The 12,819-nt window shown below is 37.2% G+C and carries 14 protein-coding genes and 1 pseudogene; 13 read left to right on the plus strand and 2 right to left on the minus strand.

What is annotated here, in order from left to right:
- Nucleotides 1-13 precede the first annotated feature (13 nt).
- Together spoIIID and guaA are read left to right on the plus strand one after the other, a co-directional pair.
- Nucleotides 14-283 carry a sporulation transcriptional regulator SpoIIID gene (spoIIID, locus tag OCV77_RS09375; RefSeq protein ID WP_262574798.1) on the plus strand — a complete coding sequence of 90 codons (270 nt, stop codon included), beginning with the start codon at nt 14-16 and terminating at the stop codon, nt 281-283.
- Between the two features lie 131 nt (nt 284-414).
- Nucleotides 415-1,956, plus strand: a complete 1,542-nt coding sequence (guaA, locus tag OCV77_RS09380) for a glutamine-hydrolyzing GMP synthase (protein WP_118797974.1) — start codon at nt 415-417, stop codon at nt 1,954-1,956.
- A gap of 249 nt (nt 1,957-2,205) precedes the next feature.
- On the opposite strand, the gene OCV77_RS09385 is transcribed toward guaA, so the two are convergent.
- Nucleotides 2,206-2,547, minus strand: coding sequence for a hypothetical protein (locus tag OCV77_RS09385; protein WP_262574799.1), 342 nt, complete (start codon nt 2,545-2,547; stop codon nt 2,206-2,208).
- Between the two features lie 206 nt (nt 2,548-2,753).
- Between OCV77_RS09385 and OCV77_RS09390 the strand changes: the two genes are divergently transcribed.
- The 4 genes from OCV77_RS09390 (at nt 2,754) to OCV77_RS09405 (ending at nt 4,188) form a co-directional block, all read left to right on the plus strand.
- Entirely contained in the window at nt 2,754-3,011 is a 258-nt protein-coding gene (locus OCV77_RS09390; protein WP_055054195.1) for a type II toxin-antitoxin system HicA family toxin, read from the plus strand.
- Nucleotides 2,995-3,357 carry a type II toxin-antitoxin system HicB family antitoxin gene (locus tag OCV77_RS09395; RefSeq protein WP_087275051.1) on the plus strand — a complete coding sequence of 121 codons (363 nt, stop codon included), beginning with the start codon at nt 2,995-2,997 and terminating at the stop codon, nt 3,355-3,357. The genes OCV77_RS09390 and OCV77_RS09395 overlap by 17 nt, the downstream gene beginning before the upstream one ends.
- Before the next feature lie 66 nt (nt 3,358-3,423).
- Nucleotides 3,424-3,552, plus strand: a complete 129-nt coding sequence (locus OCV77_RS09400; protein ID WP_262574800.1) for a hypothetical protein — start codon at nt 3,424-3,426, stop codon at nt 3,550-3,552.
- 9 nt (nt 3,553-3,561) lie between these two features.
- The gene (locus OCV77_RS09405; RefSeq protein ID WP_262574801.1) at nt 3,562-4,188 is read left to right on the plus strand and encodes a hypothetical protein; all 627 of its coding nucleotides are present in this window, start codon (nt 3,562-3,564) and stop codon (nt 4,186-4,188) included.
- A 435-nt stretch (nt 4,189-4,623) separates the two neighbouring features.
- Here the strand turns inward: OCV77_RS09405 and OCV77_RS09410 are convergent.
- Nucleotides 4,624-5,030: pseudogene (locus OCV77_RS09410) on the minus strand (transposase); the annotation flags it as partial.
- Between the two features lie 251 nt (nt 5,031-5,281).
- Here OCV77_RS09410 and OCV77_RS09415 point away from each other — a divergent pair.
- The 7 genes from OCV77_RS09415 to OCV77_RS09445 all read left to right on the plus strand — a co-directional run bounded on the left by OCV77_RS09415 (nt 5,282) and on the right by OCV77_RS09445 (nt 12,674).
- Nucleotides 5,282-5,641: a restriction endonuclease subunit S gene (locus tag OCV77_RS09415; RefSeq protein ID WP_262574804.1), complete on the plus strand. Its 360-nt coding sequence runs from the start codon at nt 5,282-5,284 to the stop codon at nt 5,639-5,641.
- Between the two features lie 178 nt (nt 5,642-5,819).
- On the plus strand, nt 5,820-6,695 hold the full coding sequence (locus OCV77_RS09420; protein ID WP_262574805.1) for an Abi family protein: 876 nt from the start codon (nt 5,820-5,822) through the stop codon (nt 6,693-6,695).
- Between the two features lie 448 nt (nt 6,696-7,143).
- The gene (locus tag OCV77_RS09425) at nt 7,144-9,873 is read left to right on the plus strand and encodes an AAA domain-containing protein (protein ID WP_262574806.1); all 2,730 of its coding nucleotides are present in this window, start codon (nt 7,144-7,146) and stop codon (nt 9,871-9,873) included.
- A 33-nt stretch (nt 9,874-9,906) separates the two neighbouring features.
- The gene (locus tag OCV77_RS09430; RefSeq protein WP_262574807.1) at nt 9,907-10,383 is read left to right on the plus strand and encodes a hypothetical protein; all 477 of its coding nucleotides are present in this window, start codon (nt 9,907-9,909) and stop codon (nt 10,381-10,383) included.
- Nucleotides 10,384-10,414: 31 nt separating this feature from the next.
- A complete protein-coding gene (locus tag OCV77_RS09435) occupies nt 10,415-11,137 on the plus strand; it encodes a DUF4299 domain-containing protein (RefSeq protein WP_262574809.1) in 723 nt (240 codons plus the stop codon).
- Nucleotides 11,138-11,187: 50 nt separating this feature from the next.
- Nucleotides 11,188-11,799 carry a metallophosphoesterase gene (locus OCV77_RS09440; RefSeq protein WP_262574810.1) on the plus strand — a complete coding sequence of 204 codons (612 nt, stop codon included), beginning with the start codon at nt 11,188-11,190 and terminating at the stop codon, nt 11,797-11,799.
- Between the two features lie 35 nt (nt 11,800-11,834).
- Nucleotides 11,835-12,674, plus strand: coding sequence for a TIGR02452 family protein (locus OCV77_RS09445; RefSeq protein WP_262574811.1), 840 nt, complete (start codon nt 11,835-11,837; stop codon nt 12,672-12,674).
- Nucleotides 12,675-12,819: the final 145 nt, after the last annotated feature.

Below are 12,819 nucleotides of genomic sequence, written 5' to 3' on the forward strand. Positions count from 1 at the left end.
TGAGGGGTTTCCTTTGAAGGATTATATTGAAGAGAGAGCAATCGATATTGCAGGGTATATCATCGAAAACAATGCAACGGTAAGACAGACAGCCAAGGCATTTGGGATTTCCAAAAGTACAGTGCACAAGGACGTGACGGAAAGGCTGATGCAGATCAGTCCCTCCCTTGCCATAGAGGCGAGAAAGGTTCTCGATGTGAACAAGATGGAGCGTCATATCAGGGGCGGACTGGCAACCAGAGAAAAATATCTGCATCAGCACGAGATGAGTCTGCAGTCCTGAAAATAATTTTGACAAGGCTTCGGAAGATAGCATATAATGATGTGGAGCAGGGATGGAAAGAGAGGCTTCTTTCTTTGCCCCGCATGATTAAATATGCTTTCAACAATCGAAAGAGACAGAGGAGAAGCAGAGTGGAAAGAGAAACAGTTATCGTACTTGACTTCGGCGGGCAGTATAATCAGCTGATCGCCAGACGTGTCAGAGAATGTAATGTATATTGTGAGGTACACCCTTACAGCATGAGCCTTGAGGACATTAAAAAGATGAACCCGAAGGGCATTATTTTTACCGGAGGACCAAGCAGTGTATATGCTGAGGAGTCTCCGAGATGTTCCAAAGAAATTTTTGAACTGGGAATTCCGATCCTTGGTATCTGCTATGGTTCTCAGCTTATGTCCTACCTTCTTGGAGGCAGCGTAAAGACAGCACCTGTCAGTGAGTATGGTAAGACGGAAGTGACCGTGGACAAATCCTCTGTGCTTTTCCATGATGTATCAGAAAAAACGATCTGCTGGATGAGCCATACAGATTATATTGAGGCAGCTCCTGCAGATTTCAAGGTAACAGCGCATACACCGGTATGTCCGGTAGCGGCAATGGAGAATCCGGAGAGGGGACTTTATGCAGTACAGTTCCATCCGGAAGTCATGCATACACAGGAAGGTATGAAGATGCTTTCCAATTTCGTATATCAGGTATGCCACTGCAAGGGTGACTGGAAGATGGATTCTTTCGTGGAGACAACGATCCAGCAGATCCGTGAAAAGGTAGGAGACGGCAAGGTGCTCTGTGCACTTTCCGGCGGTGTGGATTCCTCTGTGGCAGCAGTCCTTCTGGCAAAGGCAGTAGGCAAGCAGCTTACCTGCGTATTTGTAGATCATGGTCTTCTCCGCAAAAATGAAGGAGATGAGGTAGAAGCAGTCTTTGGCCCGGACGGCCCTTATGACCTGAACTTTATCCGTGTGAATGCACAGGAGCGTTTCTACAGCAAGCTTGCCGGTGTGGAAGAGCCGGAAAGAAAGAGAAAGATCATTGGTGAAGAGTTTATCCGTGTCTTCGAGGAAGAGGCCAAGAAGATCGGTAAAGTAGATTTCCTGGTACAGGGTACCATTTATCCGGATGTGATCGAGAGTGGTCTTGGCAAGAGCGCTGTGATCAAATCTCATCACAACGTAGGCGGATTGCCGGATTATGTAGATTTCAAGGAGATCATTGAGCCGCTGCGGCTTTTGTTCAAGGACGAGGTTCGTCGTGCCGGTCTCGAACTTGGTATTCCGGAGTACCTCGTATACCGTCAGCCGTTCCCCGGCCCCGGTCTTGGTATCCGTATCATCGGAGAGGTTACTGCCGAGAAGGTCCGTATCGTTCAGGACGCAGATGCAATCTACCGTGAGGAGATTGCCAAAGCTGGTGCGGACAAGGGTCTTGGTCAGTACTTTGCAGCCCTTACCAATATGAGAAGTGTTGGTGTCATGGGTGATGAGCGTACCTATGATTATGCAGTGGCACTGAGAGCCGTAAATACTTCTGACTTCATGACAGCAGAAGCTGCACAGATCCCCTGGGAGGTACTTGCCAAGGTGACCAGCAGGATCGTGAATGAAGTGAAGGGTGTGAACAGAGTCATGTATGACTGCACTGGAAAGCCACCGGCGACGATTGAGTTTGAATAAAAAGGTTGTTAAAGGGCAATATGGTTTATCGTCTTTAGGGCAAAAAACTATATCGTCAACAATAAAATAAAAAGTATCAGAGACCATAAGATGAGTCCAAGTATTCCGCATCTTACGGTCTCTTTTATTTTTATTTCATAGTAGCCGAAAACCTTGTAGAATCAATGTTTTATGAATTATGAGAAAGAATCTGAGCAAGAGCAACATATATTACTTTTTATGTGCAAATGGGTACGATTTGGGTACAAGTTATTTGTATTTAGACATGACTTTTCTAACTAAAATAACGATTATTTTTTTTAACTGTATATACAAAAAGGCTACGACTAAACTAATAATAACTGCAAATGTTAAATAAATTATATTACCTTTTGTGACTTGGGCGGCATATTTTGCCTTAACAAATTCTAGCTTAACTAGAATAAAAACATATGGAACTATTAGAAGAATAAATGCAATACAATTTCCGATGAAAGCAGATCGTGAGTTGAATTGTTTTTCTTCTTTTTGAATTTGTGCATTTTTATAATTTTCGAAATCTTCTTTTAAAGAATTAAATTCTCCAGATAATTCTGCATTTTTTTGTGTCAACAAATTGTTCTCAAAAATAATATTTTGCAAGTCAGACGAGGGAAATCTTTTTCTGATATAAAACAAATGCATGAGGATGCACTTGAATTTGTAAGGTATTTAAAGACAAAATTCTCATAGTGATTTTTATAAAAATAATGTATAATACATAAAAAGATTGACACCATATACGACACCACATATAATATACGTAGGAGGTATAACAAATGTCAAAGTGGGATAAACTGATAACACGTATATGCAATTTATCGAAAGACCTCCGATTTGATGAGTTACGGAAGGTATTGGAAAGCTACGGATACGAAATGAATGCACCAAGAAGTGGAAGCAGTCATTACACTTTCAGAAAGCAAGGGTGTATGCCAATTACAATACCAAAGCATGAACCAATCAAGAAAGTATATGTAGAAATGGTAAGGCAGATTGTAGAAAGTGAGGCGAAGAATGATGAAGACGCTGAATGATTATATGACAATGTCCTATCGTATGGAAATTGTGGAAGACAAAGATGAAGGCGGATTTGTAGTTTCTTATCCGGATTTGCCTGGTTGCATTACTTGTGGTGAGACAGTGGAGAGTGCGGTAGCAAATGCACTGGATGCAAAAAAAGCATGGATTGAAGCTGCATTAGAAGACGGTGTAGAGATTCATGAACCAGACAGTCTGGAAGACTATTCTGGACAGTTTAAATTAAGAATTCCACGAAGCCTACACAGATCACTGGCAGAGCATTCTCAGAGAGAAGGAATCAGTATGAATCAGTATTGCGTGTACCTTCTTTCCAGAAATGATGCAGTGTATTCAAAATAAAGAATGTGTAGGGTTGGTAAAGAGAAATTTACAGTCTATAAAATAATTTAATAGTGGAGGGGTACAATGGATAAGGTATGTTTTATAATAACACCTATTGGAAAAGAAGGTACAGAAATACGAAAAAATGCAGATGAAGTTTTAGAATATATTATCAATCCAGTCTGTGACTCGTTTGGTTATTCTGTTGTGTGAGCTGATAAAATGACAAACAGTGGATTAATTACGAAGGCGATTATAGAACAAATTATTTCTGCTGATTTAGTAATTGCTGATTTGACTGGAAGTAATCCAAATGTATTTTATGAATTAGCTATTAGACATTCATATCGTAAACCGGCGATTCAGATTATAAAGGGAGATGTGAATATACCTTTTGATATAGCTAATATGAGAACTATATCATATGAAACAACATTGAGTGGTGCTGATTTAGCTAAGAAGGATATTGAGGCTATGATGCAAGCTATTGAAAATGGTGAAACGGTTCATAACCCAGTTAGTGAAGTAAGTGCATTGTTAAATATATCAGAGAATAGTGCAGTAGAAAATGCGGAGATATTATCAACATTGTTACTAGAAGTGCAACAAATTCCAGATAGTATGAAAGAACTTGAAAGCAATATTGAAACTAGATTTTCACAAATGCTTTCTGCATTTATAGAAACAATAAAACATGAACAAGTTGGTAGTGCTGTTAAGCCAGAGGACAAATTACTTGAAATTTTTATGAATAAGTTGATGGAGAATCCACAAAAGGGAATGCAGAGTTTTGATGCATTAATGAAATTACAAGAAAAGATGGATAAAGCCCAAAATAATCAAAAATAAAAGTTCTGGCAACAAATTGGCAACAGAAAATCAGTGAGCCAAAGTAATATATACAACTGAAATAAAAAAATGGCAAAAAAGATACAAAACTTAAACAAATATGATTAAGTTTTGTATTTTTTTGCCGAGTTTGAATAGTAAACACAGCTTCAGAAACAGCGAAAACAAGCCATTTCTGGAGCTTTTTTCTTTTCGTTGATACCTATATGATACCTGTTTGGGCAGTACCGGGCTTATTTTGGAATACTGTGGTATTTAAGGTATTTCTATTTCTTACAAATCTTTTTCTTTTCAAAATTTCCCATTTTATAAAAAATCGTAATAATACTACGACTTTTATTTCGAAATTCGGAATATCTCTCGGTTTTAATCAGCTTTTGGATATTTTATCATTTTATGTGTAGGAGAAATCAACTACCACTAAGTTGGGTAGTAAACAGTAGATTTAGAGAAAGACTCTCCACAGAGTTCTTCCGTTACTTTTTTGACATTTCTGGTTGATATACCCTGCACTACCATTTCCATCATGGTTGTAATTAAAGCTTGCTCATTACGCTGGTAATTTTCGAATAAGGAAGTCTTAAATGGGACATTACGATGTCTAGGAACTTGTAATTCAATCTTTCCGATGCGAGTAGTTAATGACCTTGTCCTGGTTCCGTTTCTGTAATCAGAACGTTCCAGAGAACGTTCATAGTTATTAGCACCAAGTTGTTCGGTAGATTCAGCTTGAAGAACCTGATTAAGTAAAGCTTCCATAAGCTTGCCGAATGCTTCATCCTTAGTTTCTGAAAAAATCCTACAAAAAAATCACTATCTAATGTAAAATGTAATTGAGCCATGGGTTTCATACTTTCAATTTTGTTTTGTGTGGTAACTTAATTATAACTGAAAGATGAGCACTTGGCTTTTTTTATATAGATTTGTAATTTACACCATTATATAGACTTTATCATGGTGTTTATACACTTCTTATCTGATGTTGTTGAAAAGATGAATAATCAACGTGAGAAAGATAATCTGCCGCGAAAAACGGTAAAGTTAGCCGTTTTGTTGCCAGTTTCAACAGCCATTGGTTCAAAGAGCAAGATAATTGCTGATAGAAAAGAGAAATGCGATAACCATAGGAGATACAACAGCAACATGCTTCTATCAAGATGAGCAGTTTATTACCGGAGATCATATGATAGTTATAAGGGCAGATTGGCTGAATAAATATACCGCTATGTTTATTTTGACATTTTTAAAAAATGAGCAGTTCAAATATTCATATGGACGTGCTTATTTAATGGATAGAGTTAAAGAAACAATAGTAAAACTTCCGTATAAAAAATCTGATGATGGAAGCCCTTTATTAGATGAAACACATAAGTATTCAGATGAAGGATATATACCAGATTGGGATTATATGGAGAAATATATTAAGTCATTACCTTATGGAGACAGAATATAAAGAGTAGAATTATTTCTGCTACAAAGTATTTTGGATTATTTAATAGTCTAAGACAAACAACAACAACTTTTTATTGATTTTTCTGAAAAACTTGCATATAATATCTATTAACAGAACCCAACACGCCTCTCAACGATGCGGACCACGTTGGGTCTTTTAATTTTAAGGAGAATATTGTATGGGAGAAATTAAAAAGCATCAGCCTCCTATGACAATTGATGAACAGGTCGAAAATCTGAAAAGTATTGGTTTGATTGTCGATGATGAGGCGTATGCAAAGAAAATACTTAATGATATTTCATATTTTAGGTTAGTAAAGGCATACAGCCTTAATCTGAAAACGAAAAATGGTTGTTATAATAAGCAGACAACATTTAAGGAAATAGTGGATTTATATTTGTTTAATGCAAATTTGAGACAGATTATTTTTCCTGAGATTGAAAAGGTTGAGATTAACGTAAGATGCAGATTAGCTAATTTTTTTGCTGAGCAATATGGTGTTTTGGGATATCTGCAGGCGGAAAATTTTGCCAATGAGAATTATCATGCAGAATTTTTGAAAGATATCAATGAAGAAATAGGACGAAACTCAAAGGCACCATTTGTACGTAATTTTAGAGAAAACTATGAAGGTGGTTACTTGCCGATCTATGCATTGGTAGAAGTTTTTAGTTTTGGTACACTATCGAAGTTTTATAAGAATATGCTTAATAAGGATAAAAAGGCTATTGCAAAGACATTTGGTGTAGGTTATACATATTTCGAAAGCTGGTTGGAGAGCATATCGTATGTGAGAAATATCTGTGCACATTACGGAAGAATATATAATGCCAAGTTGTCCAAGACACCCATATTATATAAGGAGTACACACAAGCCGAAATAGGGAATAATAGAATATATGGTGTGCTTTTATGTTTGAAACATTTGCTAAAAAATGATACACATTGGAATTTGTTTGTAGATAACATTGAGCTTCTTTTTGACAAATATGAGTGTGTTCAGATTAGTACGATGGGATTTCCGGAAAACTGGAAAGAGTTGCTTCAGCACTAATTGGAGATGCCGTACTGGAAAACGAATATTAAGAAAAATGATATATGTATTATAAGAAGTTGGCAGAGCGTAATGCTCTGCATTTTTTGAAAAATGGATGCGAAATAATTGGTGTCATGGTATGATGATTATTAATATGAGCTAAAGGTGTCGATTTGAAAAATATGATTTGAAAGAAAAAATTGTTGTGATAAAAAATAAATGTTTGCCTGTGTGATTGTAAAGATAGTCTTAGATTTTAATTTGCAAGAACTAAATCTGTGGACAATATAGCGAATGATATCTATTTTTGAGGGATTATCTTAATAGTTGGAGCCCAAAGTTATAATAATGCAAGCAAGGGATATTGGAGTTAACATAAATTGGTTATTTATGAGTTATTGTAAATTCTTTAAAATAACTATGAAGGAAAAGTGGAGGAGGATATATTGAAGAGGCTTGTTAACAAATGAATACTAAGAATAATATGCTTATTATTAAAGGGGAGATTAAAACCTCTGAAGTAATATCCTGTCAATACAACCAGGATACTCACAAGTGGAATGTAAAATTTAAAAACGGAAAGCTTTATGCATATACATATTCGAATGTGGAATGGTTAAAAAACCCGGAATCATTGAATCCTAATTTGTACCGTCTCAGCAGAGAGAGACGGCCGTTTTTTTATGTGACAGCCATATATGTATTTAAAGGAGAGTGTGAGTACTGGCATATCTGTTTTGGAGACGGCAGTGAGAGGGATTACAGGCGGGATGACCTGACCATTGAAAAATCTGTCTTAAGTCAGAAGCAGGCAATGAATGTGCTTGCATATATAAAACAGATTGCGCAGGTAAGTAATCTCAGGAATGAAGAAACTGGTGAAAATTTACTGACAAAACAATATGAAAAAGTAGGTTTTGTAGGTGAGAACATTGTGTTGGCGAAGTATTTAAATCCGGCATTACTTCAAAAGGGCAAAGATAAAAAAGAATGTGGATTTGTACCTATTTTTCCGTTTGGTTGTAATAACAGTCAGTATAAAGCTGTTAAAAATGCGATGGAAAGTCAGATCAGTATTATTCAGGGACCGCCAGGAACCGGTAAGACGCAGACAATATTAAACATAATTGCTAATATTTTGATGCAGGATAAAACAGTGCAGATCGTTTCCAATAACAATGCGGCGACAGAAAATGTATATGAGAAATTATCTTCGCCTCGTTATAATTTGGGATTTATAGCGGCGACGTTAGGAAAATCCGATAATAGGAAAAGCTTTGTTGCTAATCAGAATATAAATTATCCTGATTTTACAGCCTGGAAAACAGAGGATGACCTGACAAAATTACAGCAGCAAATAGCAGAACAGTCAACACAGTTAAAATGTGTTTTTGATAAAAAGGAGAAACTGGCCTGCTTAAAACAGGAACTTTCAGGTCTGATTACAGAGCTTGAATATTTTAGGCAATATATTGAGGAATCTGATGTTAATACAGAACTGATAAAGCTAAGCAGAAAATTATCATCAGAGGACTGGATGACGTTATGGCAGGAGAGCCAGCTGATTTCTGAAAAGGAAAAAACAACGGGATTTATATTTAAAATCAAGGCTCTCATAAGATATGGAATAATAAACTGGAATTTCTATAAACAGGATATTGCCAAAATAATTATAACCTTTCAGGCAATGTATTACTGTGCGAAGCAGGCAGAGCTGTCAGATGAAATTGCTGAGATAGAATCTTACTTGGATAATGTTGATCAAAAGCTGCTTGATAATTTATGTGATGGGTCCATGAAACTATTGAAGAATAAATTGACTGGAAGATATGGGGAAAATGACCATCGCAGAATATTTAGTGAAGATGATTTAAAGAAAGAACCCTATAGTTTTTTGCAAGAGTATCCAGTTATATTAAGTACAACATTTTCTTCAAGAAATAGTTTGAATGCTGATGTGGTTTACGATTATCTTATTATGGACGAGGCATCACAGGTGGACATAGCAACAGGGGCATTGGCTCTTTCCTGCGCCAGAAATGTTGTGATTGTGGGTGATACGAAACAATTACCTAATGTGATCCCGAGTGAGATGAAGAATACCGTAGATTCTATATTTGACAGCTTTCAGATTAATGAAGGTTATCGATATACAAACAGTTTCCTGCAGTCTGTTTTGGATGTTATGCCAGATGTAACACAGACGATGTTGCGGGAGCATTACAGATGTCATCCGAAGATAATCAATTTCTGCAATCAGAAATTTTATCGGGGAGAGCTGATTATTATGACCACCGATAGAGGGGAGCAGGATGTGCTCTCGGTAGTTAAAACAGTGGTTGGGAATCATGCACGTGATCATTATAGCCAACGGCAAATCGATGTGATAAAGAACGAAATTCTACCTAAGTATGCGCCTGATCCACAGGAAACGGGAATTATATCACCTTATAAAAATCAGGTAGAAGCATTGCGGAAAGAAATTACAGACATTGATGCTGCTACAGTACATAAGTTTCAAGGGAAAGAGAAAGACAACATTATTATATCTACTGTAGACGATGAAATTTCAGATTTTGCAGATGATCCATATTTAATCAATGTGGCAGTATCGAGAGCAAAAAAGAAGCTGATGCTTGTTGTGACAGGAAATGAACAGCAAAAAGAACGGAATATAACAGATCTGATAGACTATATTCAGTATCACAATTTTGAAGTAACGGAAAGCAAAACCTATTCTGTTTTTGATTATCTTTATACACAGTATACAAAAGAGAGAATAGAATATCTGAAAAAACATAAAAAGATATCAGAATTTGATTCAGAGAATTTGATGTATTCCCTGATTGAAGAAATTATTGCTGATAATAAATATTCATTTTTAGAGGTTGTCTGTCATTTTCCTTTGAGTACCCTGATCAGGGATACGCAATTATTAAATGAGCAGGAAGACAGATATGTAAAGAATTCGTCTACACACCTAGATTTCCTGATATATAATAGAATCAGTAAAAAGCCTGTATTGGCCGTGGAAGTTGATGGATATGAGTATCATAAAAATGGGACAAAGCAGAATCAAAGAGATTTAATGAAGAACCACATCATGGAAGTATATGGTATTCCTTTGCTGAGATTTAAAACAAATGGCAGCGGGGAAAGAGAGAAAATAACAGAGATGCTGGAAAAACAGCTTTAATAAGATAAGAGGCAGGAACAGAGGTATAGAATAATGAAAAGAAACCTGAAATTGATATCGTTATATATAGCTGCACTATTAGTATTAGCCACAGTCGGCTGCGCCACTAAAGAGAACAAAGAAACAAATAATTCTGCCGCTGTAGAGGCAGCAGATCTTTTATATCAGGCAACCGTTTCACCGAATGAACAATATACAGAATCGGATGCAGACGTCGTATACTACACGGTTGAGATTTATCAGAATGAGGAAAACGACATCATTGTCAGTGCAGATTCCAATTCAGAGTTTTTTGACAGGATGCAGTATGTGATTCCGTGTGATGAGAAAATTTCGGAAGCTGACATTCAGGTGGAGTGGACGACACTTATGGGGAATCCCAAGCCAGCAAAGGATGATCAGTTAGCGGTAGCACAGGTGACCATATCAGAGAATGGTGAGATTATCAGTCAGAGAAAAATCAACTTTGCCAGAAAAGCGATTGAAGTTATTGCGGATGCAGGCAATTAAAAAGCAGACAATTAAATGAGGGGGACAGGAAATGGCTTTTACACTGGTGATCAACAGTAAAGGATTGTTTGGAAAAGTAAAAAGCATCCAGATGGCTGAGCTGTTAAAAAACTGCGGACTGAAATATGGAAGTAATAATGAATTCTATATCCTTGAGGATGATAAAATGAATCAGAATACGGCTGTGCTGTACAATGCAAAGCGCACAGGACGAGGTATCTTTTTTGATGGAAGCAGGATTGCTGACGGACAGGTTACGATCAGCTATAACATTCCGACAACCAAAACAGAGATCCATGACTTCATACAGGTGGCAAGGGAGATAGAGAGGCAGTTTAAGAAGGCTTCTTTCTATTGTACAGAAGAGAAAAGAAATTATACGATTGATGAGCTTGAAAATAAGGAAGAAGCTATGGCAGCATTCAGCCTGGAAAGCCTGCACCGCTTCTGCAATGATCAGGAGATGAAGCAGTGCATTTTGACACTTGCCCTCTATCCATGGTTCATGGAGCCTGAAAAACGGGAATATTATAAGACCTGTCCGGATCTCGATGATTTTGAAGAGACGATTCATGAGCTGCAGGCAGGGGATTTTTACTATGCGAAGCCTTCCCTGATGAAAAATAAAAATGATGGCAAGGTTCTGGCAGTTTATACGCTGACAGATGAATGCGCAAGTATTTTCCCGATGGATGCGAAAGCGTTCCTGAATCTGGATGGCATTCAGGTGGATGAGATACTTATAATGAGCTGACAAAATTAAATAGTATTCTTAATCAAATTCATCTCACCAGGTCAGATGAATTGATAGTTCTGGGAGATATTTTTGACAGGGGAGGAACTGAGGCAGACCCGGTAGGCGTATATTTTGCTTTATCAGGAATTCAGGGAAAGTGCAGCTGGATACGGGGCAATCATGATCAATGGCTTGCTGAATATATTCAGGAGTATTATGGCAGGCTTGGTAAGCGGCGAAAAAAGATGTACCCATATGCATATAATTCTTTTGAGCTGATAGCACAGAGACTCACGGAAGTGGATATGCTGAATTTAGCCGATCTGATTTTGAATTTACCATTGCAGAAGGAATTAGATCTCAATGGAAAGAAGTATCTGTTTGCACATGCTATGACATCACCGGTGGGAGTGCCGGAGAAAAGTGAGTATTACCTGATGGGTACCTATGATCTGGAAGCTTTTTTCTTAGAAGGCATAGATGGTGTTATTTCCATGTGTGGGCATACACCGACAGATAATGTCATATGGAGAGATGGTACATACCTGGATGAATATAAAAACTCTGTTTGGCGTAATGAGAAGGAAAATGTATATTTATTAGATTGTGGCTGCGGATTTAAAAGTGGAAGACTGGCCTGTATCTGTTTAGAGAGTGGGCAGAGATATTATTCAGAGTAATCAGGTAATCCTGGAATAATTGTTGGAGAATGATCATGGGAAGAAATGAAAATATAGCGATATTTAAAGATACAGAAAAGCTATGCAGAACAAATAGAAGAATTAAGGAGTCTCTGGAAAACTCCATTAAGCTGCAGAAGCTTATTTTAGAAGGGGATAAGATCAAAACACCAGAGCTTACCCTATATGATACGGAAGCCAGGGTTCTTGTTTCAAGGAAAAGAACATATGAGGCTGCAGGTCATTACAAAAATCAGAAGGTGGCTGTACATAATTTTGCGTCAGCATCCAATCCGGGTGGCGGAGTAATAAGCGGAGCAGGTGCTCAGGAGGAATGTCTCTGCAGATGTTCAAGCTTATATTTTTGCCTTAATACAGACGCAATGTGGAAAGGGTTTTATTATCCGCATAGAAATGCGCATAATCCAATACATAATGATGATATCATTTATATTCCTGCTGTAACTGTATTTAAAACGGATACGGCATTACCCAGACTTATGACGGAAAATGACTGGTTTGATGTCGATGTTATAACATGTGCAGCACCAAATCTTCGATTAAGACCCACAAATAGGTATAATCCGTCTGATGAAGATGCAGTAAGGGTGAGGGATAAAGATCTGTTGTTATTACATGAAAAGAAGTTAAGAAGAATGCTCGATGTTGCTGTCATGGAGGGAACTGAAACTATAATACTTGGTGCTTTTGGATGTGGAGCCTTCTGTAATAATCCGGAGGTAGTTGCACTAGCCAATAAGAATGTGATAAAAGATTATTTACATGCGTTTAAGAACATAGAATATGCGGTTTATTGTAGTCCTGGGGATGATAGAAATTACAGGATTTTTGAAAGAGTTTTGAGACTGGTTTGACTTTAGGGGAGTGATACATGTGGGGAAGATAATAAACGTTCAGGCAGGCAACGATCTGGATATGTTTCAGATATTTAAAAGCTTCGTTCATCAGACAGAGAAGAATGAATTATGATAAAAGAAAAACTGAAGTTTTCAATCTGGT

The sequence above is a fragment of the Suilimivivens aceti genome (assembly GCF_025567405.1).
In the GTDB taxonomy this organism is placed as follows: domain Bacteria; phylum Bacillota; class Clostridia; order Lachnospirales; family Lachnospiraceae; genus Suilimivivens; species Suilimivivens aceti.